General features: G+C 63.0%; 25 protein-coding genes. 3 read left to right on the plus strand and 22 right to left on the minus strand.

Annotated features, from left to right (window positions below; all coding sequences use genetic code 11):
- Window positions 1-14: 14 nt before the first annotated feature.
- From D9M09_RS06460 to D9M09_RS06565, 22 genes are all read right to left on the minus strand, one after another.
- Window positions 15-2,819 (minus strand): phage tail tape measure protein, encoded by a 2,805-nt coding sequence (locus D9M09_RS06460; RefSeq protein WP_162995593.1) that lies wholly within the window; start codon window positions 2,817-2,819, stop codon window positions 15-17.
- Window positions 2,820-2,894: 75 nt separating this feature from the next.
- Window positions 2,895-3,008, minus strand: a complete 114-nt coding sequence (locus D9M09_RS06465; protein WP_071650284.1) for a GpE family phage tail protein — start codon at window positions 3,006-3,008, stop codon at window positions 2,895-2,897.
- 8 nt (window positions 3,009-3,016) lie between these two features.
- Window positions 3,017-3,325 carry a phage tail assembly protein gene (locus tag D9M09_RS06470; protein ID WP_121668857.1) on the minus strand — a complete coding sequence of 103 codons (309 nt, stop codon included), beginning with the start codon at window positions 3,323-3,325 and terminating at the stop codon, window positions 3,017-3,019.
- 39 nt (window positions 3,326-3,364) lie between these two features.
- Window positions 3,365-3,874, minus strand: a complete 510-nt coding sequence (locus D9M09_RS06475) for a phage major tail tube protein (RefSeq protein WP_121668858.1) — start codon at window positions 3,872-3,874, stop codon at window positions 3,365-3,367.
- A 56-nt stretch (window positions 3,875-3,930) separates the two neighbouring features.
- Entirely contained in the window at window positions 3,931-5,106 is a 1,176-nt protein-coding gene (locus D9M09_RS06480) for a phage tail sheath protein (protein ID WP_121668859.1), read from the minus strand.
- Between the two features lie 35 nt (window positions 5,107-5,141).
- Entirely contained in the window at window positions 5,142-5,624 is a 483-nt protein-coding gene (locus tag D9M09_RS06485; protein ID WP_121668860.1) for a hypothetical protein, read from the minus strand.
- A gap of 2 nt (window positions 5,625-5,626) precedes the next feature.
- Complete coding sequence (locus D9M09_RS06490; RefSeq protein WP_121668861.1) at window positions 5,627-7,186, minus strand: phage tail protein; 1,560 nt, start codon at window positions 7,184-7,186, stop codon at window positions 5,627-5,629.
- Window positions 7,183-7,803 carry a phage tail protein I gene (locus tag D9M09_RS06495; RefSeq protein ID WP_205602334.1) on the minus strand — a complete coding sequence of 207 codons (621 nt, stop codon included), beginning with the start codon at window positions 7,801-7,803 and terminating at the stop codon, window positions 7,183-7,185. The genes D9M09_RS06490 and D9M09_RS06495 overlap by 4 nt, the downstream gene beginning before the upstream one ends.
- Complete coding sequence (locus D9M09_RS06500) at window positions 7,796-8,707, minus strand: baseplate assembly protein (RefSeq protein WP_121668862.1); 912 nt, start codon at window positions 8,705-8,707, stop codon at window positions 7,796-7,798. Before D9M09_RS06500 ends, D9M09_RS06495 begins: the two co-directional genes overlap by 8 nt.
- The gene (locus tag D9M09_RS06505; protein WP_121668863.1) at window positions 8,704-9,048 is read right to left on the minus strand and encodes a GPW/gp25 family protein; all 345 of its coding nucleotides are present in this window, start codon (window positions 9,046-9,048) and stop codon (window positions 8,704-8,706) included. The genes D9M09_RS06500 and D9M09_RS06505 overlap by 4 nt, the downstream gene beginning before the upstream one ends.
- Window positions 9,045-9,698, minus strand: coding sequence for a phage baseplate assembly protein V (locus D9M09_RS06510; RefSeq protein ID WP_240453572.1), 654 nt, complete (start codon window positions 9,696-9,698; stop codon window positions 9,045-9,047). The genes D9M09_RS06505 and D9M09_RS06510 overlap by 4 nt, the downstream gene beginning before the upstream one ends.
- A gap of 221 nt (window positions 9,699-9,919) precedes the next feature.
- Window positions 9,920-10,966: a DUF2806 domain-containing protein gene (locus D9M09_RS06515; RefSeq protein ID WP_162995594.1), complete on the minus strand. Its 1,047-nt coding sequence runs from the start codon at window positions 10,964-10,966 to the stop codon at window positions 9,920-9,922.
- 176 nt (window positions 10,967-11,142) lie between these two features.
- Window positions 11,143-11,610: a phage virion morphogenesis protein gene (locus D9M09_RS06520; RefSeq protein WP_121668866.1), complete on the minus strand. Its 468-nt coding sequence runs from the start codon at window positions 11,608-11,610 to the stop codon at window positions 11,143-11,145.
- Window positions 11,607-12,095 carry a phage tail protein gene (locus D9M09_RS06525; RefSeq protein WP_121668867.1) on the minus strand — a complete coding sequence of 163 codons (489 nt, stop codon included), beginning with the start codon at window positions 12,093-12,095 and terminating at the stop codon, window positions 11,607-11,609. The genes D9M09_RS06520 and D9M09_RS06525 overlap by 4 nt, the downstream gene beginning before the upstream one ends.
- Window positions 12,079-12,591 carry a lysis system i-spanin subunit Rz gene (locus tag D9M09_RS06530; RefSeq protein ID WP_240453573.1) on the minus strand — a complete coding sequence of 171 codons (513 nt, stop codon included), beginning with the start codon at window positions 12,589-12,591 and terminating at the stop codon, window positions 12,079-12,081. The genes D9M09_RS06525 and D9M09_RS06530 overlap by 17 nt, the downstream gene beginning before the upstream one ends.
- Window positions 12,588-13,148: a glycoside hydrolase family 108 protein gene (locus D9M09_RS06535; RefSeq protein ID WP_121668868.1), complete on the minus strand. Its 561-nt coding sequence runs from the start codon at window positions 13,146-13,148 to the stop codon at window positions 12,588-12,590. The genes D9M09_RS06530 and D9M09_RS06535 overlap by 4 nt, the downstream gene beginning before the upstream one ends.
- Window positions 13,148-13,519: a hypothetical protein gene (locus D9M09_RS06540; RefSeq protein ID WP_035820867.1), complete on the minus strand. Its 372-nt coding sequence runs from the start codon at window positions 13,517-13,519 to the stop codon at window positions 13,148-13,150. The genes D9M09_RS06535 and D9M09_RS06540 overlap by 1 nt, the downstream gene beginning before the upstream one ends.
- 65 nt (window positions 13,520-13,584) lie before the next feature.
- Entirely contained in the window at window positions 13,585-13,800 is a 216-nt protein-coding gene (locus tag D9M09_RS06545; protein WP_121668869.1) for a tail protein X, read from the minus strand.
- A complete protein-coding gene (locus D9M09_RS06550) occupies window positions 13,800-14,303 on the minus strand; it encodes a head completion/stabilization protein (RefSeq protein ID WP_121668870.1) in 504 nt (167 codons plus the stop codon). The genes D9M09_RS06545 and D9M09_RS06550 overlap by 1 nt, the downstream gene beginning before the upstream one ends.
- A gap of 94 nt (window positions 14,304-14,397) precedes the next feature.
- Entirely contained in the window at window positions 14,398-15,117 is a 720-nt protein-coding gene (gene gpM / locus D9M09_RS06555) for a phage terminase small subunit (RefSeq protein WP_240453574.1), read from the minus strand.
- Window positions 15,114-16,133: a phage major capsid protein, P2 family gene (locus tag D9M09_RS06560; RefSeq protein ID WP_121668871.1), complete on the minus strand. Its 1,020-nt coding sequence runs from the start codon at window positions 16,131-16,133 to the stop codon at window positions 15,114-15,116. The genes gpM and D9M09_RS06560 overlap by 4 nt, the downstream gene beginning before the upstream one ends.
- A 47-nt stretch (window positions 16,134-16,180) precedes the next feature.
- Complete coding sequence (locus D9M09_RS06565) at window positions 16,181-16,969, minus strand: GPO family capsid scaffolding protein (RefSeq protein ID WP_121668872.1); 789 nt, start codon at window positions 16,967-16,969, stop codon at window positions 16,181-16,183.
- A 136-nt stretch (window positions 16,970-17,105) separates the two neighbouring features.
- On the opposite strand from D9M09_RS06565, the gene D9M09_RS06570 reads away from it, so the two are divergent.
- Genes D9M09_RS06570 through D9M09_RS06580 form a run of 3 tightly spaced genes read left to right on the plus strand, consistent with a single transcriptional unit; the run spans window position 17,106 to window position 20,181 of the window.
- Window positions 17,106-18,917 carry a terminase ATPase subunit family protein gene (locus D9M09_RS06570; protein WP_121670989.1) on the plus strand — a complete coding sequence of 604 codons (1,812 nt, stop codon included), beginning with the start codon at window positions 17,106-17,108 and terminating at the stop codon, window positions 18,915-18,917.
- Entirely contained in the window at window positions 18,914-19,969 is a 1,056-nt protein-coding gene (locus tag D9M09_RS06575) for a phage portal protein (RefSeq protein ID WP_240453575.1), read from the plus strand. Before D9M09_RS06570 ends, D9M09_RS06575 begins: the two co-directional genes overlap by 4 nt.
- A complete protein-coding gene (locus tag D9M09_RS06580; RefSeq protein WP_121668874.1) occupies window positions 19,966-20,181 on the plus strand; it encodes a hypothetical protein in 216 nt (71 codons plus the stop codon). Before D9M09_RS06575 ends, D9M09_RS06580 begins: the two co-directional genes overlap by 4 nt.
- Window positions 20,182-20,469 lie beyond the last annotated feature (288 nt).

Genomic DNA, 20,469 nt, shown 5'->3' on the forward strand with positions numbered 1-20,469 from the left:
GTGGTTGTTCCTTCTTAATCGTGGTCGCGCAGCGACGAGCGGATGCGTGCCGCCTTTTCGCGGTCGCGCTGTTCCATTGCCGCATACACCGCGCGGGCGATGGCCTGCGGATCGGAACCGGCTTGCGCCTGGATCGTGATTTCGATCTTGTCGCCCTGGATGGTCATGCCGGCACCGAACCCGCCCTGCGACAGCGGCGCGCGCATGTCGAAGGCGCTGGCGGGTAGGGCGGTGGCCGTGCCGATGGCAATGCCGGCGCCCAATTGCGTCAGGCGCTGCGCCAGGCCGGATACCTTGGCAATCGGCGCGCCCTCGCTGCGGTCCAGGCCCACGACCAGGCCCTGCATGGTGTAGTCGCCCAGCTGGGCAAACACGCGGCTGGGGCTGTGGATGCCCAACTTTTCCTTGAACCAGGCAATAGTGCTGGAACCGGCATTGCTGACGGCGTCCTTGACGGCGCCCATGGACCCGGTGATGCCGTTGACTAGGCCGCGCAGGATGTTGCCGCCGAACTCGGTGAATTGGGCCGGCAGCTTGATGCCGAACCAGCTCATGACGCCCGCAAACGCTTGGTAAAACACGCCGACGGGCGACCAGTTGATAATCAAGGCGCTGATACTGGCCATGCCGCCAGCACAGACGGTGCGCAGGCGCGACCAGATGTCGGCGAAGAAAGCGGCGATAGGTTGCCAGGAGGCGGTGATGCGCTGCAGGAGGCTGGCGCCGAAGTCGGTGAACTTGGCCGGCAGCGCAATGCCGAACCAGCCCAGCACGCCCGCGAAGGCACGATAGAACAGGCCCAGTGGCGACCAGTTGGCGATCAGGTTATTCACGCCGACGAAGCCGCCGGCAAACGCCGTCTTGACGTCAGACCACAGGCCGCGAAAGAAACCCTTGATTGGCTCCCAATATTTGTAGATCAGGTAAGCGGCGCCGGCGATGGCTGCAATGGCCAAGATGACCCAGCCAACTGGTGTCGTCAGCAGGGCGGTCCCGAACCCCAGCGCAGCCCGGCCGGCCCACATGAAAGCCCCACCCAGGCCGCGCATGATGGGCGTGAGCACGCCGCCCGTCACGCCCATCTTGGCGAACATGACGTGCAGCATGGCATATGGGCCGATCAGGGCGGCAATGCCCAGCATCAGCGGGCCGAGCACCAACAGGATGCCGGCGAGGATGGAAAAGCCAGCGATCATGACCTTGGCCACGGTCGGGTTGCGCTCCATGAAACCATTCAGGCGTGTGATGGCACTGATGGCCATTTCCAGCCCCTGCGCATACAGCGGCAGGATTTTTTCGCCCATGGTGAGTTTCAGGTTGGCCAGCCTGGCCGTCGCTTCCAGCTCTGCACCGCCGGCCTGCTGCTTGCCCAGGGCATCCATCTGCTCGATGTCATACGCGCCTTCGTTCAGCTTGGCATTTTTGTGCATTTGAATACGCTGCTTGAACATATCCAAGAACTGATTACCGGCCGTACGGGTTGAGAAGAGACCACCAATGATATCTTCGATTTTTTTCGGATCAGTGATTCCCTTTTTTGCCAATTGTGGAAGCAATACCTTTTCCAGCCATTCGAATTGGCTACGGCGAAAAATGTCACTTCCAAGCAGCGCACCAGGGCCGATGGTTGAAGTTTGCCCAACCTTATCATGCGTAACCTTGCTGTGATCGCCGATCAATCCCAGCTTTTCCATATTGTGCACGGCCCGCTTGGTGGTGCGTCCTTGATAAAGATTTGAGTACCCTGACATTAAGGCAGTGCCAGCACGATGGCCTCCGACCTCCTGCACCAGCGGTTCCATCTGGTAATAGAACTGCTTGTCGTCCATGATCTTGGCGGCGATACCGCCCGTCTTGATGAAGTTTAGCCATTCGGTCGGTCCCACGCGCCCGCCCGTGGCGGTGATGACCTTTTGCATCATGTTGGCCTGCGTGTGGAATTTCTCCGAACTGGCCGTGCCGCCGCGCTGTTCGATGACTTTCAGCAAGTCCATGAAGATGCGTTCGTTCTCTTCGCCCGACTCGGCGCCGAAGAATGCCTTGTTGGCAAACTTCATCTTGGCCAGGGTAGGCGCGACCATTTCCGCGTGGTGCAGATCGCCAAAGATCGACATCGCGTCGCGCACCAGTTCCAGGTTTTCGTTCTGACTGGTGCCGTAGGTCTTCATGTTCTTGGCAAAGGCGATTGCCTGCTGGCTGGTTTTCGGCCCCAGGCCCAGCGCATTCACGCGGGCTTTCTCTAACTGGTAGTGCTTCGCCTCGTGCAGTCCCTTGGCGATGGGCATTGCCATGACCGCGCCGGCCGCTGTCGCGCCTGCGCCGGCCATGGCAATGCTGCCCGCCTTGCTGCGCAGCTTGTCGGCATGCTGGGTGGCGTTGGTGACGCGCTGCTGCTTGGCGGCCGCGTTGGCCAGCTTCTGCTGCTGCAGCGTCATGGTTTTGTTGGTGGCCTCGATCTCGCGGCGCAAGGTGCGCTCGTGGTTGGCCAGGTCTTTGGTGCCGATGCCGGCGCCCGCCAGGCGCTCGCGCATTACCTGCAGTTGCTGGGCCTGCTGCTGGCCTGCCGTCTTCAAGGCGCCGGCCGCTTTGGTGGCAGCGTTAAACTCACGCGTCATGGCGCGCGTGGGCGTATCCGTTTGCTTCATTTTGGCGGCCAGCTTGCTGACCGCCTCCTGCGCTTCCTTGAGCTTGGTGCGCGTCGCGTCCAGGCCGCCATGCAGCTCGCGGAATTTGCTGATGTTCTTTTGCTGGGCGTTCAAGTCGCGCAGGCGGTCGCTGGTGGCCTTCAAGGCCTTGGCCGTGTCGCTGGAGCCGTCCATGATCTTTTTCAGCGGGCCGGTAATTTTGTCCAGTGCCGCAAATACCACCTGTAATTTCAAATCCCGACCAGCCATCTATTCCGCTCCGCTTCGCTGCCGGGCGCGTTCGCGCCAGGCCATCAGTTCATCAATCGTAAAGCCGTCCATCGCTGCCGGCGTCCAGTGGAAGACGCCGGCAATGTCGGCCATGGCGTCTTCTACTTCGCCGGGGATACCGAAAGGCGATCGACTTTGCTCGCCAAAAAACCGGCAACCTCGACGCCCACGGCCAGCAGGTCGGCCGGGTCCATGTTGGCGATGTCGTGCGCCGTCAGGGTCGGCTCGGTGATGCGCGGCAACACGATCTGCAGGGCCGATACGTTCAGGTTGGCCAGTTCGATCAGGGAAATGCCGCGCAGCGCGCCCGCCTTGGGCTTGCGCACGGTGAGCGAGGTGATGAAACCGTCGCCGCGCCTGATCGGGTCGTCCAGTTCGATGACGGCTTGATTTTGGGTATCGTTGTGCATGGTGTTGTCCTGGTAGGGGGGTGGTGAATAAAAAAGGGATTACAGGCCGATGGCCTTGCGGATGGCGGCGTTGGTGTCGCCGCCGCCAAAGTTCTCGGTGCCGCTCATGAAGTCCAGTTCGATGACAGTGGCGCCGTCGATCAGCAGCTTGTAATAGCTGCAGGCCATGGTGTATTTATGGGTGGTGTCGTCGCCCATCTTGGCGCCGCCCATATCGATTTCCTTGTAACGGCCGCGCACGACGACTTCGACGGCGGCGACTGTGCCGTCATCGTCTTCCTGGTAGGCGCCGGCAAAGCGCAATTGCACTGCGCCGTGCGCGTGCACGCCGTATCGCTTCAAGGCTTCCACGATCAGGCCGCCAGCGCTCCATTCCAGCGACAGCGCCTCGTTGCCAAAGTCCACGGACACGGGGCCGCTCATGCCGCCGGCGCGGTACTCTTCCATTTTGCGGCTGAGCTTGGGCAGGGTGACTTCGGGCACCATGCCCATGAACGACACGCCGTCCTGGAACAGGTTGAAGTTTTTCAGTTTGCGGGGCAGGCCCATAATTTCTCCAGTTATTCAATGCGCCCGCGCTGGCGCGGGCAGGGTGGTGACGGCGATTAGGCGGCGATGCGCGAGGCGAAGTCGGCCAGGTAGCGGTCGGTGATGCGCTGCTGGAATTTCAGGTTTTCCAGCGGCGGCACGGGCGTGTAGTCGTAGTCGATGGCCAGCTTGCCCGCCTTGAGCGTGTCCTTGTCGTTGAACTGTTCGTCATACCAGGCATGGCCATCGATGATGTAGCCCTGCAATTTCAGGTCGCGGAACTTGGCGTTGATGCTTTCCAGCAGGTCGCGTACCAGGGACGGATGCAAGGGCAGATCGACATAGGCGAAATGCGCTTCGGCGATGGTGTCGGCCAGCACCTGGGCCGTGCGCGTGTAGCTTTCGAAATAGAAGAAGCCGCCCGGCGCCTCGCAGGTACGTGAACCCCAGAAGCGGTAACCGCCCATGTTAATCAGGGTGGTCACTTCCTTGGCATTGAGCACGCCGGCGTCGGTGGCCGGGTCTTGCAGGTCGAAAAATACGTCCTTGGTGATGCCGGTCGGGCCATTCACGACCACGTTGGACAGCGTTTTGTGCCAGCCCGTTTCTTCGTCAATCTTGGCGCGCAGGCCCATGGCGTAGGCGACGGCGGAAATGCTGGCCTCTTCGTCGGTGGCGGTATTCCAGTTCACAAAATCCGGCCAGATCATCATCACTTCGCGCTGGCCGAACTGGCCGCGATAGGTGGTCGCCGCCGTGACGGTGGCGCAGCCATAGGCCGACGCATACACGAAGCCGCGCAGGCGCTGCGCCACGCTGGCCAGGGCGTTGGTCACTGCCTGGGTGTCCAGCCCCGGGGCGCCCAGGATGCGCGGTTTCACGCCCAGCTTGCTTTGCGCGGCCAGCAGCGCCTGGGCGCCCAGGTACTTGCCATCCGGCGACACGCCGCCCACGGCGTTGCTGGTGGTTTCCGCTTCCGTCTCGCCCTGGGCCACGCGCACCACAATGGTCAGGGGTTTGGTTTGTGCGGCGATGGCCTGCAGGCTGCGGTACAAGGTGCCCGTCTTGCCGGCCTTGCCCATGGCGGCCAGCACGTTGGTGACGAGCACGGGCGTGTCGAGCGGGAAAGCCGCCGGGTCCGCGTCGTCGGCCGTGGCGATCAGGCCCAGCACGGCGGTGGAGACGGTGCGGATCGGGCGCGAACCCTCGTTGATTTCAATGACGCGCACGCCATGGTGGTAGTCGGTAGCCATGTTGCTCTCCTGGTAGGTGGTGAATGTCGGGGGTGTTACTGGGTGCTGCCTGCATCATCGAAGGCGCGCCGGGCCTCTTGTGGCAAGGTGTCGGCGATGCGCTGGAATTCGGCGCTGACGGCCGCTTGCAGGGCGTCCATATCCTGTGCGGCGGCGACCGTCGCGCAGATGGTGATGTCGAGCAGGCAGGTGCGCGCCGTGGCGATGGCTTGCGCGGTTGCCGCGTCGCCGCTGGCCATGGCGGCAAAGCCGATGCCGGCCAGGCGGTTGAGGATGCCGTCACGGCGCGCGCGAACGGTATCGAGGTAGGCGGCGCACACTTGGCCATAGGGAATGGCAGGGGCCGGCGTGATGCGCAGCGCCCCTTTGACAAACTTGAACGATCCGCCGGATGCGCGGACGGTGTGGGCGGCCAGGTGGTCCGCCTCGGATACCTCAAACACATCGGACGGGATGTCCTGGTACTCGATGTTGACGGGGTAAAAAAAACCTGTGCTCGGGGAATATCTGACGGCCATGATTAGTATCCAATCGCAAAATAGGATGGGGTGATGCCGGCCGAAAGCGCATTCCCGTTGTAAGTGAACAGCCGACAGCCCGTTTTTGTCCTCATACCGGCGTTGATGTTGCTGGGCAGACTGGACCCGCTTCCACCTTGCCCTTCATATCCAGGGAAGACGTGAAAACACGCGTTCGGAAACGGAATAGGGAAGATCACGTCGACATAGCCAGATTCCGGTGTCTGCGCGCCGCCGCCCCATTGCAGGATCATGCCGCCGGGTTGTTTCTGGTAGCCGCTCGAAGACAACATTGCCGCAAAGTCGGCATTGCGCCACAGCTCGGCGGTCGATTCGATGACTTGCCAGACTTTTGGCCCGGTCGCCATGAGGGTGAGAAATTGCCCCGGCTTGATTGTGATGCTCGGTACACTGCCGACATCAAATCCAATGTTCACTCCTGGCGCGGCAAGAATGGTGCCGGTATTGAAAAGTCCGAAGAACTTGACGCACTTGCCAGAATTGTGGGGAATGCCAAGTGATACCGGGTCGGGAATGGTGATGGCCTTGCCCGGATAAGGGAAGTACAGGGCGCAGCCAATATCCTCGGCGGTGAGTGGGCGGCTTTCAACGACGTCGGCATAACGCACCATGTTTCCTTGCGCGCGCTGCACAAAATCGGTGTTGGCCAGCTTGCTCGACGCGTCAAACTTCGGCGGTGTCCCGATCTCCTTCATGCTGTATTGCGGATGCGGGTCGGCAGCAGCCAAGTGCTTGGCCAGCTGCTGGTCGCCATAGGCGCGCGCGCTGGTGTCTTGCTGATCGACATAGGCGACCTTGGCCAGCAGCGGGTGCGGGTCTGCAGCAGTCTGGTGCTTGGCCAGTTGCTGGTCGCCATAGGTGCGTGTGCTGGTGTCTTGCTGATCGACATAGGCGACCTTCGCCAAGAGCGGGTGCGGGTCGGCGGCAGTTTGGTGCTTGGCCAGTTGCTGTTCGCCATAGGTGCGCGCGTTGGTGTCCTGCTGATCGACATAGGTGACCTTGGCCAGCAGCGGATGCGGATCAGCAGCGGCCAGGTGCTTGGCCAGTTGCGCGTCACTGTAGGCGCGCACGGTAATGTCCTGCTCATCGACATACTTGCGCGTGGCCAGGATGACAGACGGGTCGATTTTCAGCTCGATGGCGGTCGTGCTGGCGACGATCAGCACGATGCGCACCACTTGCGTGCGGCCGCTGCCTTCTGCCATCAGGGGCTTGTAGCTGGGTGGGCAATTGGCCACCGCGCACAGGTCGCCCGCCTCGTCGTAGATGCCGAGTTCTCGCATCCACCAGCCGCCCACGTTCTCGGGCAATACTTGCTCGGCAATGATCTGGCTGGCGTTGTCCGGGTCTTTGTCCAACTTGTTCAGGTCGGCGCGGTGTACTTCGCGCACAAGCGCCTTTTGTCCTCGGTCGGGAACCGGCAGGGTGCCGTTGCCGTCGCCAACACCCATTTTTTTCAGTTTCAGGGTTTGGCCCAGGGCGATGGCGTTGGCCAGCTTGGCCTCGCCCACCTGCGTCAGAATAGCGAAATATGTGCTCATGGATAGATGGTCATGGTGTCGATGGTATGGGATGCGCCAGCCTGCAACAGCGTGCCGCGCACTTCGATGGTTTCCGCGATCCACGGATAGACGGTCATGACGTCGCCGTGGTACGCGGCAATGCCGGTGTAAACCGTGCCGCGACTTTCCAGATAGAGCGCCAGGCCCGTCATGTGACGGCTGACGGGCTTGGCGTCGGCAATCAGGCGTTCCATTTCCTGAAACATGGCGTCCGTGATGCCCGTGTCCAGCACTCCCACGTCGAGGCGGAACGTGCCAGGCACGCCCGGTGGTGTGGTTTGCCACCATTCGGTGATGCGGATCAAATAGCCCAGGGACTCGACTACGCGGCGCACGGCGGCAATCGTGCCCTTGTGCTTGTGGATGAAATAGGCCGCCTTGATGGCGCCGCGCTTGGTCGATTCGGGCCAGGCGTCATCCCAGCGGTCCACGGAACAGGCCCAGGCCAGAAACGGCAACAAGTTGACGGGGCAGCGGTCGGCGCTCCACAGCTCGCGCAGCGGCACGGGCACGTTGACCAGCTCGGCGCAGGCCACGGCAATGGCGCGCTCCAGCGCCGTGGTGTTGGGCGGCAGGGTCGGCACGACCTTATTCATCGAGCACCACCACATTCAACTTAATCGCCGTGCAGCGCGCGGCCTGGGTGGCGTTCAGTTCGATGTCCGCTGCCGGGCTGTTCAAGATGACCTTGCGCACGCCTTCGACATGGACGGCTGCGCTACAGGCGGAACGGTAGATGCTGTGCCCCAGCGGGCGGCGCGGTTGCGACACGCGCGCGGCGTTGGCGCGCGCGGCGTCCAGCAGAATGGGTACTTCCGGGCCGACGCCGATAAACAGGGTGGCCTCGATCTGGTAGTCGATGACTTGGGCGGCTTGCACCGTCAGGCGGTCGCCCAGGGGGCGCACGTCCTCGGCGTTGAGCGCGCACGCCACGGTGGCCAGCAGCGCGGCGTCGGCAATGCCGGTGTCGTTGTTGGCCAGCACCGTGACGGTGACGTGTGCCGGCGCGGGGCTGGTGGCGCTCGCATCCTTGACGCGGCCGTCGCTGCTGCGCGCGTGAAATTCATACGACGCCTTCGGGCCGGCCACGGACAGGCCGTCCGGCGCTTCCTGGATGCGCAGGCGATAGGCATCGTTATCTTCCATGACGGCGGCCACGGGCGGCAGGGCGTTGGGATTGGCCGGCGTGATGGTCAGGCGCGCCACATTGACGTTGGCGCCCAGCTGGTCCAGGTCGCCGTCGAGGGCAAACGCCAGCATGACGGCCTTGCCCGCCTCGTTGACGCGGTTGCGCAGGATGGTTTCTTGATAGCTGTTCTCTTCCAGCAGCTTGGTGGCTGGTTCCGATTCCAGCTCCAGCAGGGCCGTCACGGCGGCGCGCTCGGCTTCCGGCAGCAGGCTCACCAGGTGGGCTTTGCGTGTGGCGAGGATGGTTTCGAAGTCCAGTACCTCGACCACGGTGGGGGCCGGCAACTGGGTCAGGTCGATAGGCGTGCTCATACGATGCCCCCTTGCTTGACGGGCACGGACAGGGTGATGCCCTGGCCATTCGCCGTGCCATCGAGCAGCAGCGCGATGGCGCCGTCCGTGTCGCGCGTGAGCTGCACGCTTGCGAGCTGCAGGCGCGGTTCCCAGCGGCGCAGGGCAAAGGCGGTGGCGGCGTAGATGCGCAACTGCGTGGCGCTGTTCAGGGGCTGGTCGATCAGTTCGGGCACTTCGGAGCCATAGCGCCGGCGCCGGATGCGCGAGCCGATGGGTGTGGTGAGAATGTCGGTAACCGACTGGCGCAGGTGGCCCAGGCCTGTCAGGCTGCGCCCGGTGGCGGCGTGCATGCCCATCATGGCAATGGCCCGTCCGACTGGTCGCCACCTTGCTTGACACCGCCGTGCGGATGCTTGAGCAAGCTGATGGCGCCGGCCAGCACGTCGTCGCTGGCTTTGACCGTCCCTTGCACGGCCATGGCCACACCGCCAGCGGCGCCAGCCTTGGCGTTCACGCCGCCGTTCAGCGCGGTGGCGCCGTTGACGATCAGGTTTTTCATGACGGTCAGGTCGCCCGTGCAGATGGTGCTGGGCGCGTTCGATGTGACCTTGTCGGCCGTGATGGTGGCCGTGCCGCCGTGGAGCGTCGCCGTCAGGGCGTGGGCCGCATGGTCGTACTGCACCACGGCGCCGTCGGGGTAATGCGTGGTGTGGATGCTGTCGCTGGTGTCGGGCGCGTCAAATTCCTGCGAGTACAGCGCCGGCACGATGATGCCGCGCGTCAGGTCGCCGCCGGGGGAAAAGACGATGACCTGTTCGCCCACGGTGGGTGCCGACCAGGTGCGCGTGTTGCCGGCGCGCCGTGTGGCCCATTTTAGCCATTCGGTGGTGAGTGTTGGCCCGAGCCGCACGCGCGCCCTGGCTCCTTTGACCTCGGCAATGGTGCCCAGGCGGATCAGGTTTTGCAGCAAGCGGAGGAGGTCGGACAGGTCGGCGTTCATGCAATGCATGTTGCCGAAGTCCGCGTGCGGATGCACGCGGGGGCGGGTTGATATGCGATTTAGTGACTATGGCAGTCCGTGACGTATAAACTTATATTTCCCAGGTAGGGGCGATGTGGCGGGTGTCCGCTTTCGCTCCAAAGCAGTCCGTCGACAGTTAAGATTAGACGCCTGGAACCGAACATCCACACTGAAAAGAATCGTGGCGGGCTGCCGAGACTCTGGCCAGTTCAGGCATTGACGATCTTCATCAGTTCGACATGGAATTGATTCCGAAGGAAAGTCCTCATCGCCTCTGTGTACTCGGGAACGGGCTGCAACTCCACGATGGAAAGCAACTCGCAGCCACTCGCAGTGAACTGCATACCCTCAAGACGCATCTCGCTACGAGCTTGCCCTTGCTGCTTTGCCAGCATCCAGTGTTCGTTTTGATGAGTCAAAGGCAAGAGCACGGTGCCGTCTACTCGCTGAGTGATTTGGTAATCGGTGTACCCCGAGAGATCAGATACGACCAACCCATACTCCTGCAGGATCACGCATGCGCCGTATGGCATTCCGTAAGCAGCGAGTGAGTTTTGACCAATCTGGCCTAGGCCGAGCACGCGGGCATCGACAACACTTCCGGACCGCTGCAAGGACACCGACATCGAGCATGCGAGACTGAAGAGATGCGCCGCTCGGTTGTCAAGCTGCGAGATGAGCTTGATCGTCTTCTTTGAGAACGACGCAGGACGGTTGATTTCTCCCGCCAAGATTTTTGCGAAGATTTTTTGAGCATGCTCGCTACTTACTTGAGCCGCTTCCCCCTCGAAGACGTTCAGCCAGTCTTCATCGACGTCGGAGCGATCTTCGGGCGAATTGCTGGGTAACTGATCAGGCAGCGGCAGTTTCGCAAGTTCTTGTACAGCCAGCGCGGCAATCTGGTCGACATTAACTCGTTCACGGACTATACGCTGGGCAAACTTACTTGCGGCAGCTTGAGCGTACGCCGGGTCGACCTTCATCTGCTTTGCGATCTGCGTCTTCGAAGCATCGATCAGGCGAACGCGTGCATTCGACTCCGCCTTACGTTCTTTGATCGCATTATCAAGTAGGGTCACCGGGTATTCGACTACGGCCGTGGTCAGTCTTCCGAGTACTTTGAACAAACTTCGTCGGATTGGAGCAGGTACCCCTGTGGTGACCAGCTCAGTTAAATCTGCCGCGGTGCCAAGCAGTCCCCCGCCATCTTCACTGCCGTCACCTTCCTGATTGTCGTTCGTGTCCCTGTCGCTCATGCCTGCCCCTTTTGTGGTTATTGCTCCCGCCTTTGATCCTACCAGCGATGGTCCGGAGCGCGAGTCCATGGAAAGCGGACATCGGCAAACGGCTGTTCGTGGCCGGTAGCGGTTAGCATCATACGACTCTAACTCATTTGATAACTAATGTCAGTTGAAGTTTGCATTGATGCATCTTAGTTTTTTTCCATGTGACGCAGCAAGGATTCGCGTATCAACGTCCGATCCAGTTCATTCAGTCCTAGTAACGGCCGCTCCGGGTACTTGTAGACTGGCCCTTTCTTGGCAACGCGCTCTTGCCGGCCAAACTGATGCACATGCGCCACGCGCGCCACCCAGCCAAAGAATCCGACCGCGATCTGGTCGCCGGTCGCCTTCACTTTCAGGTATTTCGCCGTACGGATTTTGGCGAACATGGCCGCCTTCTGCCGTTTGATGCGCCCTTTCTTCCGCTTGAGTTCTTTACGTTTTTTGCGCGCCGGATAAGCTGTGCCATCCGGCCCCTGCTGCGCCTTGATGCGTTGCGCCTGGCTGCGGCGCAGGTCGATGGCCACCTTGTGATTGATGGCGCGGCGCTGGGCCGGCTGCAGCTTGGCCAGCAGCGCGCCGACCCAGGCTTCCAGTGCGTGCAGGTCGTCGCTCATGCTGCCGCCTGCGGCACTTGCCATTCGGCCAGCAGGGTGTCGCCGTCGTACAGCGTCCAGAACGCGTCCGCATAGTCGGGCGTGCCTTGTGGCTCGGCCGCGTGCTTGATGTCGTGGCGGCCGCCTTCGCCGCGCTTGACGATGACGCGCTCGGTCAAGTCCAGATGGATCGAAATATCGACTGTTTCGTGGTTATTAAAATCCACCTCGAAGGCGATGCCGTGCTTGCGGGTTTCCTCGTTGGCCATCAGGTCGAGTTGGTGGACTTTCAGCCAGGCGATCAGGGCCACCATGATGGCGTCGGCGTCGCCCGCGTAATCGGTCACGATCAGATTGAGCTTGAAGCGGTATTCGAAGGAGAGGGAGGCGGTGGCCGACGCCACCACGTTGCCCTCGTCGGCGAAGACCAGCAGGCGGTCGGGGTCGCGCTGCAGGTCGGGGATGGCGGCGGCTAAGTGCTGGCGCAGGCTATTCGGTTTGTACATGGTAGGTGTCTCGCACTTGGTTATAGGCGTCAATGCAGGCGTTTAGCTGGCGGGTGGCGTCGTCGCCATCGCCGGCAATGGCGTCAAGAGCTGCCGCAGTCGCCGGGTCAAGTTCGGCGCGCGCTTCACTCCGATGGCCTGCGGCAGCGGTGGAATCTGCAGTGGTGGCGCACCGGCCGCTGGCGACGGGGATTGACAGGCGCACAGCGCCGCTGCGCACGTCAGCATTGAAATGGTCGCGTTCAGCTTTCGCATGGGATTGCTCCTGGGTGAGGTGGTCGGCGCGCTGCGCCAGGGCGGCGCCGGCGGCGCGCTCCAAGGTCAGCACGCGGGCGGTGGCCTGGGCCAGTTCGGTGGCCGCGGTGGTTTTGCTGGTAGCGGCCGCCCGCTGCAGTTCGGCGATGGCGGCGTCCTTGCGCCAGCCCTGCGTCGTCCAGCCTGCGATGGCGCCGCACAGCAGGCAGGCGGCCAGCGGGCGCCAGGTGGTCGCCGTCACATGGCCACCCGTTCCTTGATCCAGCCGAACAGGAAACGGCGCTGGCTCTTGTTGGCTTCGGTGATTTCCAGGTAACGCGCCGCCTGCAGGCCATTCAAGGCGCGCAGCAGCACGGCGGCGCCGTCCTGGCCGCGCCATTTGAGAAAAGCGGCCAGCGCGCCCAGCGACTGCGCGCCCAGGCTACCGTCGACGAACAGGGCCGGGTAGCGCGTGCCGGTGTCGTTGAAACCGTTCAGCCAGCGCTGCAGGAACTCGGCCGCACGGTGCGGGCCCATGTTGACGCCCGTGTCGATCAGCTCGGCGCCGATGCCGGCATGCAGGGCCAGCACCTGGTCGAACTTCGGTTCCGTGATGTAGCGGGCCGTGTAGATGGCGCGCGCCACCGTCACGGGCAGGTCGCGCATCGGGCCTTGATAGCCGTTGGCGCGCGCCACGGCCACGGTGATGCCGAAGTTCGTTTCGCCGCCCTTGTCTTGCGGGTCATTCACATAGCCGCCTTCGGTGCGCAAGATGGCGTCAATGACGCGCGCGATCAGTGGATTGTCGGTGGTGGCCATCAATGCTCCTTCGCGTCTTTGACCAGCTCGGCGATGTCCTTGTCGCTGCGGCGCTGGAACCACAGGGCTACGGCGCGCGATACCCACCAGCCGGGGGCGCCGACGATCAGGTCGATGGCGGAAGCGTTGACCATGGCGCCGATGGCCGGGAGCTGCGCGCACAGCAGTTGGTACACGGTGCCGCCCAGCAGGCACGAAAACACGCCCGCGCAGGCCAGGCGGGCGACGAATTCGCCCTTGTTGAAGGTGCCGTCGCTGTTCAACGGTGGCAGCACGATGTACAGCATGGCGGCGCCGACCATGCCCAGCGCCGCCTTGAAGCCATACAGTTTGACCAGGGTGGCGAAACCACCAAACGATTCTGCGGACATTGCTTGATTCTCCGGGGTGAAGTTAGATAGATTTTTCATGATGAATAAAAGGGTGAATGCCAGGATCAATCCCATAGCTGTACAAGATCGGCTGCGGCCACCTGGCCCATGCTGGGCGCCGGCTCGGGCAGGGTGACGACCAGGCCGGCCGGCAGCACGGCGCCGTGGCGCGCCAGCGCGGGATTCATTTCCAGGGTTTGCTCGACGTATCCCGCGCCGTCGCCCAGGTAGCGCCACACCAGGGCGTCTACCGTGTCGTGCTGCTGCGTGCGTACCTGCATCAGATCAGTTCCACGGTGAGGTGCGTGCGGCCGACGATATCGGCGATGGCCCATTGCGCATTGCGCCGCTGCGCGCCGGGGGCCTCGTCCAGCCATTCCATGCTTTTCTTGTCGCTGACGGAGGTGGCCGTGCTGTCGTAATCGCGGTAACGCTCGATCAGATCGGCTTTCGCCGTACTGTAGACGGCGCGCCGGTACTGCGCCAGCAGGCGGGACTCACGGTTGATGCGCGCGGCCGGCACGTCCACCAGGGCAGCGATACCGGCAGCGGCATGCTTGCCCTGCCAGTCGGCCAGCTCGCGGTTGACCTGCAGGATGGCATCGACCACGGCTTGCACCAGGCGCGCGTCGGTGACGGTGCCGTCCAGGCGCATGGCGTCGCGCAGATCGGTGAGCAGGATGTCGGGAAACCAGCCGTCGTTCTCGATGATGCCGGCGGCCTGCGCTGGCGGCGCGGGCGTGGTGCCGGGCGGGATGGACGGGGGCAGGGCCATGAAGGACATACGGGCGCTTTCAAAAGTGGGCGGTGGACGGGGTTCATCAGGTCAAAGGGTTGGCCAGAATCCCCCCGTGCCGCCGTGCTGCGGGGGATGCTCTTTACGTGGAACCGGCCGCGCGCTTGAGGCGCCGTTCCAGCCGTTCCATATCTTTCTTGACGCCGCACGACTCCGACAGGGCGCGGGCGCGCTTCAACTGGCCCATGGCCGTTTCCGCCTGCGCCACCAGCGCCGGGGCGATGTCCGTGTCGTCGGCCTGATCGAGCACGGCAATCAGGGCCAGGCCGATGGCCTTGTGCAGCTTGGCGCGCGCCTGGTCGGGTGCGTCGCTGGCGGCCGTTAGCTGCTCGACGGCGCCCAGCACCTGGGCGGCGTGCTGCGGATCGCTGGCCAGCTTGCCGTGCAGGTAGCCTTCGGCGAACTCGTCCAGCATCAGGGTGGCGATATCGCGGCTGTAGGTGTCGGGCAGGGTGAACTTGTGCGCCAGCGCGTATTCGGCCATGACCAGGGCGCGCGCGTACTCGCCCGTGTCGATGTGCCACACCAGCAAGGTGGCGAACACGTCATCCTGCGCGCCCTTGCCGCCGGCCAACACGCCGTCGATCCATTGCGCATAGTCGGGCAGCATGGTGGCCTTGACCTCGATCTTGCGTTCCACGGACTGAATGGACTTCAGGCGGCGCCGGTCGTCGGACAGCTTGTAGAGCATCAGCTCGTAGGCCGTGCCGGTGGTCACGCCCTGCGGCGCGGCGGCGCCGGCCGTGCGCTCGGCCAGCATGCGCGCGCGGTGGCGCAGGGCGGGGGACTGATTCGCCATCATTTGTCTTTCAGCACGATGTTTTCCACCAGCGCGGCCAGGCCCAGGTCTTCGATCACGTAGGCGTCGTTGGACGACTCGTAATTTTCGATGCGGTCGCGCTTGGGCACGTCCTCGACGCGACGGCGGCGCGCGCCTTCCTGGAAGTAGATCGACAGATTGTCGAAACGCGTAATCAGGATGGCGTTGTCCGGGAAGTAGGGTACGCGCGCGGCCGGCAAGCCGCCGATGCGTTTCTGGCTGATGATGATGTCGGCCGCCAGCGTTTCCGTGGGCGCCTGCTTGGTGTTGACCAATGGAAAATACTTGTCGTTCAACAGCTTGCGCCCGACGATGGCCACCAGGTTGGTGTCTTCCTGATACCACGGGTCGAGCAGGTTGACGGCATCGGTGACGGCCGCGTCCAGGTTGGCATAGTCGGCGCCGTCCACCTCGCCGATGATGACCTTGCCCGGCATGCCGCTGGCCACCAGGCCCAGCACGCGCTCGGGCGCCAGCTCGCGCAGGTGCTGCAGCCAGCCCTTGTTCACGTCCTGCAGCAGCGGGTTGGCGTCCAGGTCGGTGTCGGCCATGGCTTTCACGCCATTGAAGCCGATGACGATGCGATCTAACGCCTGACGCGTCAGGATGGCATTGGCCACGCGCGACTGGAAGTCAGGGAACTTGGCCCAGGCGTCCAGCTTGGCATAGTTCAAATGCGTGTCGAAGTTGGTTTGCTCGCAGCGGTACTTGGTGCCGTCCAGGGTGGACAGGTCGCGCGTCTTGCGTTCCTTGTCCTTGGTGTTGGTGCGGCCGGCAATCGGGCCGGATACGCCTAGGCCCAGTTTTTCACCTTCCTGCTCGGTCACGCCGATGATGTTCACTTTCGACAGGAACTCGCTCGATTCCTGCATCTTCGTTTCCAGCTTTTGCTGCACGCTGGGCGTGACGCTGAAGGTCTTGGCCACATTGTCCGTGTCGTTCAGTTGGCCCAGGCGGGTTTCATACTGGCCAAAGACCTGGCGCGTTTGCTTTTTCATAAATCATTGCTCCGTTGTTGAATGGGGTAGGTGGATGGCGCGGGCGCTTAAAACTCGGTCTGCACGGCGCCGTCGTTGCCGGTGGCGGCCGGGCGGCGCGGGCCGTTGCCGGGCGCTTCATCCATTTGTGCCTTGAAGCTGGCCAGTTCGTCCTGCGTCGCTTTCTGCGCCTTTTCCGCTGCATCGAGGCGCTTGAGGGTGTCGGCATAGTTGTCGTTGACGGTGACGACGTGGCCAGCCAGCTCCTGCACGGCTTCGCTGATGTCGGCGAACTGCGCGGCGTCGGCGCCGGATTTATTGGAGAAGCGCGACAGCAGGTTTTTCATGGCGTCGGCCAGTTTGGTGCCCTGCGGCTCGTCAAATTCCAGCGTCACCTCGACGGCAGAGGTGAACAGGTTGGCGCTTTGCTGCTTACGGCTGGCGGAAAATTTCAGCGCATCGGTGCCCAGGCTGGCCGGGCTGTCGGTGACGCCCAGGCCGACCAGGTAGGGCTGCGACGAGTCGGCAAAGTCGGGCTGAATTTCCAGGCTGGTGTACAGCTTCTGTTTCGCCTTGTTGATGGCTACCAGTTCCGGCGTGGGTTCAATCTGCGCGAACAGGGCCAGTTTCTTGCCGCTGTCGGTGTCCACTTCCTCGGCTTTCACGGCGATTACGTCGCCGTAGGCCTTGAACTGGCTGTCGGGCAGGATGCCGCGAATGTGCTCCAGCCAGATGCGCGCGCCGTAGGTTTTCGGATTGTAGGTGGCGGCGAGCTGCTCGATGGTGGCGCGGTCGATGTTGCGGCCGTCCGTGGTGGCGCCTTCGGTGGCAACGCGGAAGAATTGGGATTTAGGCATGGTGGCGTGTCTCGGTTGATCGGATAACGCCATGGTCAACGTCTTGGCGCCGCGATTCAATGCGCTGCGGGTTGCTATGGGCAATAGCGACTTTTGCCTTTCCCCGCTCCGCGCGCGCGCGGCCTACGCTGGCGGCATGCTGACAATCGAGAAAAAAAGCGAACAAACGGCCGACGAGAAAATCGCCGAATTGGCCGTGCCCGAATCCGAGCCGCGCCGTGCCGCGCGCGCCCTGTACTGGAAGGGCTGGCGCATTTCGTCCATCGCCCGGCACTTAGGGATAAAGCGCAGCACCATCAATAGCTGGAAAGAGCGCGACGAGTGGGACAAGGCGCAGGCCATCGAGCACGTTGAGGCGTCGGCCGAGCTGCGCCTGGTCAAGTTGATCGAAAAGGAGGTCAAGAGCGGCAGCGACTACAAGGAAATTGACCTGCTCGCGCGCACCATCGTGCAGATGGCGCGCGTGCGCCGCTATGAGCAGCCGGGCGGCAACGAGGTGGACCTCAATCCGAAGCTGGCGAACCGCAATGCGGGCCCGAAGAAGAAACCGACCCGCAACGACTTTAGCGAAGAACAGAAAATCCAGCTGCTCGACGCCTTCCAGGATTCGCTCTTCGACTACCAAAAGGTCTGGTATCGCAATGGCGACCAGCGCACGCGCGCCATCCTCAAGAGCCGCCAGATTGGCGCCACTTGGTATTTCGCCCGCGAGGCGCTGGCCGATGCCATGCAGACGGGCCGCAATCAGATTTTCCTGTCCGCCTCCAAGTCGCAAGCCCACGTCTTCAAGCAATACATCGTGCAGTTCGCGCGCGAGGCGGCCGGCATCGAGCTGACGGGCGACCCTATCGTGCTGCCGAACGGCGCGCACCTGTATTTCCTGGGCACCAACGCGCGCACGGCGCAGGGCTACCACGGCAATTTCTATTTCGATGAATTCTTCTGGACGCAGAATTTCCAAGAGTTGAACAAGGTGGCCTCGGGCATGGCCATCCACAAGAAATGGCGCAAGACCTACTTTTCCACGCCATCCTCGACCACGCACCAGGCGTATCCGTTCTGGATGGGCGAGCTGTTCAACAAGCGCCGCGCCAAGGCGGACCAGGTGAATATCGATGTGAGCCATGGCCGCCTCTCGTCGGGTTTCACGGGCGAGGACAAAATCTGGCGCCAGATCGTCACCATCCTGGATGCCGAGCGCGGCGGCTGCAACCTGTTCGACATCGACGAGCTGCGCAACTTCGAATACAGCCCCGACCAGTTCGACAACCTGCTGATGTGCAACTTTATCGACGACTCGGCCTCGGTCTTCCCGCTGGCCGAGCTGCAGCGCTGCATGGTCGATTCCTGGGTCGAATGGGACGACTACAAGCCGTTGCTGGGCCTGCGCCCGTTCGGCAACCGGCCCGTGTGGATCGGCTATGACCCGGCCTTGAACGGCGACAGCGCCGGCTGCGTCGTGCTGGCGCCGCCCATGACGGCCGGCGGCAAGTTCCGCATCCTGGAGCGCCACCAGTGGCGCGGGCAGAGCTTCGAAGACCACGCCGACGCCATCCGCCAGATGACCCAGCGCTACAACGTCGAATACATCGGCATCGATACCACCGGCATGGGCATCGGCGTGCTGCCCATCGTACGCGGCTTCTTCCCGGCTGTGACGGCCCTGAACTACTCGCCCGAAGTCAAAACCCGCATGGTGCTAAAAGCCAAAAACATCATCAGCAAGGGCCGGCTGGAATTTGACGCCGGCTGGACCGACATCGCGCAGTCCTTCATGGCCATCCACAAAACCCTCACCCCCAGCGGGCGGCACGTGACCTATGTCGCCGGCCGCAGCGACGAAACCGGCCACGCCGATCTGGCGTGGGCCTGCATGCACGCCCTCGATCACGAGCCATTCGAAGGCACCACCGACAACCACCACTCTTTCATGGAGATTTATTCTTGAGCAAAGCACGACACTTGCGCGGCCGGCAGGCCGAGAGCGCACCACCAGCGGCCACGGCGCCGGCCGCCGCCGGCATCGAGGCGTTTTCCTTCGGCGATCCGACGCCCGTGCTCGAGCACGCCGACATTCTCGACTGCTTTGAATGCTGGAAGAATGGCCACTGGTATGAGCCGCCCGTCAACCTGGCCGGCCTGGCCAAGTCCTTCAATGCCGGCGTGCACCACAGCAGCGCGATCCACTTCAAGGCCAACGTGCTGGCGTCCACGCTGATTCCCAGCAAGTACCTGTCGCGTGACGCTTTTAAACGCATGGCCCTGGACTTCCTGACGTTCGGCAATGCCTACCTGGAAGACCGGCCCAGCCGCAGCGGCAAAGCGCTGACGTACCAGCACGCCCTGGCCAAGTACATGCGGCGCGGCGTCGATCTGGATACCTACTTTTTCGTCAACGGCTACCAGGCCGTGCATGAGTTCGACAAGGGCCGCGTGTTTCACCTGATGGAACCGGACGTGAACCAGGAGCTGTACGGCGTGCCGCAGTACTTGAGCGCTTTGCAATCGGCCTGGCTCAACGAGGCGGCCACTCTGTTTCGCCGCAAGTATTACAAGAACGGCTCGCATGCGGGCTTCGTGTTCTACATGACGGACGCCGCCGCCAACACCCAGGACGTGGACAACTTGCGCCAGGCCATGCGTGACAGTAAGGGGCCGGGCAACTTCCGCAACCTGTTCATGTACGCGCCGAACGGCAAGAAGGACGGCATCCAGATACTGCCGGTGTCGGACGTGGCCGCCAAGGACGAATTTTTCAACATCAAGAGCGTCACGCGCGACGACCAACTGGCCGCGCACCGCGTGCCTCCCCAACTGATGGGCATCCTGCCGAACAATGCCGGCGGCTTCGGCGCCGTCGAACCGGCCGCGCGCGTCTTCGCGCGCAATGAACTGGTGCCGCTGCAGGCGCAGTTTGAAGCGATCAACGAGTGGGCCGGCGTGGAAGTGGTGCGCTTCGCCCCGTATGACCTGGCCACGGGCGGGGAGGGCGCGCAATGAGCGACCACATCGACAACACCGACAAGATCATCTTCGCCGAGGTGGCGCGCGGCCTGGCCGCCGTGCGGCGCCGGCCGGGCCTGGTGGCGCATGGTTGTTGCCACTACTGCGACGAGGCGCTGGCGCCCGCGCTGCTGTTCTGCAATGTGGACTGCCGCGACGACTACGAGAAGGAGCAAGCGGCCAAGGCCCGCGCCGGCCGCACAGGATGACCGCCACGCCGCGATAGCCGGCAGGGCAGGGCCGCGCCAGACCCGCCGCGCCAGCACGCCCCAGCCACCGCACAAGCCGCCCACGAGGCGGCTTTTTCACGTCCCGACGAAAGATGTTGCACCAGAAGCAAGAAAAAGGCCCGTTTCGGCCCGGCGCGCGCAGTTGTCCCCCCTCCACACCTGCCCGCTAGTTAGGGCTCTTTTGACTCAAATTTGCGCCATGGCCGAAGGCGCATGAGGACTGGCGCGGCGGGGCGAAGAGGGGGCATGCGATTTGACGCATTTTGA

The sequence above is a fragment of the Janthinobacterium agaricidamnosum genome, from assembly GCF_003667705.1.
Classification (GTDB): domain Bacteria; phylum Pseudomonadota; class Gammaproteobacteria; order Burkholderiales; family Burkholderiaceae_D; genus Janthinobacterium.

What these genes read in the sequence shown, in the direction of transcription:
- D9M09_RS06460 (WP_162995593.1), bottom strand. Translation starts at nt 2,819, where the DNA reads ATGGACGGCTCCAGCGACACGGCCAAGGCCTTGAAGGCCACCAGCGAC.
- D9M09_RS06465 (WP_071650284.1), bottom strand. Translation starts at nt 3,008, where the DNA reads ATGGCCGACATTGCCGGCGTCTTCCACTGGACGCCGGCAGCGATGGAC.
- D9M09_RS06470 (WP_121668857.1), bottom strand. Translation starts at nt 3,325, where the DNA reads ATGCACAACGATACCCAAAATCAAGCCGTCATCGAACTGGACGACCCG.
- D9M09_RS06475 (WP_121668858.1), bottom strand. Translation starts at nt 3,874, where the DNA reads ATGGGCCTGCCCCGCAAACTGAAAAACTTCAACCTGTTCCAGGACGGC.
- D9M09_RS06480 (WP_121668859.1), bottom strand. Translation starts at nt 5,106, where the DNA reads ATGGCTACCGACTACCACCATGGCGTGCGCGTCATTGAAATCAACGAG.
- D9M09_RS06485 (WP_121668860.1), bottom strand. Translation starts at nt 5,624, where the DNA reads ATGGCCGTCAGATATTCCCCGAGCACAGGTTTTTTTTACCCCGTCAAC.
- D9M09_RS06490 (WP_121668861.1), bottom strand. Translation starts at nt 7,186, where the DNA reads ATGAGCACATATTTCGCTATTCTGACGCAGGTGGGCGAGGCCAAGCTG.
- D9M09_RS06495 (WP_205602334.1), bottom strand. Translation starts at nt 7,803, where the DNA reads ATGAATAAGGTCGTGCCGACCCTGCCGCCCAACACCACGGCGCTGGAG.
- D9M09_RS06500 (WP_121668862.1), bottom strand. Translation starts at nt 8,707, where the DNA reads ATGAGCACGCCTATCGACCTGACCCAGTTGCCGGCCCCCACCGTGGTC.
- D9M09_RS06505 (WP_121668863.1), bottom strand. Translation starts at nt 9,048, where the DNA reads ATGATGGGCATGCACGCCGCCACCGGGCGCAGCCTGACAGGCCTGGGC.
- D9M09_RS06510 (WP_240453572.1), bottom strand. Translation starts at nt 9,698, where the DNA reads ATGCATTGCATGAACGCCGACCTGTCCGACCTCCTCCGCTTGCTGCAA.
- D9M09_RS06515 (WP_162995594.1), bottom strand. Translation starts at nt 10,966, where the DNA reads ATGAGCGACAGGGACACGAACGACAATCAGGAAGGTGACGGCAGTGAA.
- D9M09_RS06520 (WP_121668866.1), bottom strand. Translation starts at nt 11,610, where the DNA reads ATGAGCGACGACCTGCACGCACTGGAAGCCTGGGTCGGCGCGCTGCTG.
- D9M09_RS06525 (WP_121668867.1), bottom strand. Translation starts at nt 12,095, where the DNA reads ATGTACAAACCGAATAGCCTGCGCCAGCACTTAGCCGCCGCCATCCCC.
- D9M09_RS06535 (WP_121668868.1), bottom strand. Translation starts at nt 13,148, where the DNA reads ATGGCCACCACCGACAATCCACTGATCGCGCGCGTCATTGACGCCATC.
- D9M09_RS06540 (WP_035820867.1), bottom strand. Translation starts at nt 13,519, where the DNA reads ATGTCCGCAGAATCGTTTGGTGGTTTCGCCACCCTGGTCAAACTGTAT.
- D9M09_RS06545 (WP_121668869.1), bottom strand. Translation starts at nt 13,800, where the DNA reads ATGCAGGTACGCACGCAGCAGCACGACACGGTAGACGCCCTGGTGTGG.
- D9M09_RS06550 (WP_121668870.1), bottom strand. Translation starts at nt 14,303, where the DNA reads ATGTCCTTCATGGCCCTGCCCCCGTCCATCCCGCCCGGCACCACGCCC.
- gpM (WP_240453574.1), bottom strand. Translation starts at nt 15,117, where the DNA reads ATGATGGCGAATCAGTCCCCCGCCCTGCGCCACCGCGCGCGCATGCTG.
- D9M09_RS06560 (WP_121668871.1), bottom strand. Translation starts at nt 16,133, where the DNA reads ATGAAAAAGCAAACGCGCCAGGTCTTTGGCCAGTATGAAACCCGCCTG.
- D9M09_RS06565 (WP_121668872.1), bottom strand. Translation starts at nt 16,969, where the DNA reads ATGCCTAAATCCCAATTCTTCCGCGTTGCCACCGAAGGCGCCACCACG.
- D9M09_RS06570 (WP_121670989.1), top strand. Translation starts at nt 17,106, where the DNA reads ATGCTGACAATCGAGAAAAAAAGCGAACAAACGGCCGACGAGAAAATC.
- D9M09_RS06580 (WP_121668874.1), top strand. Translation starts at nt 19,966, where the DNA reads ATGAGCGACCACATCGACAACACCGACAAGATCATCTTCGCCGAGGTG.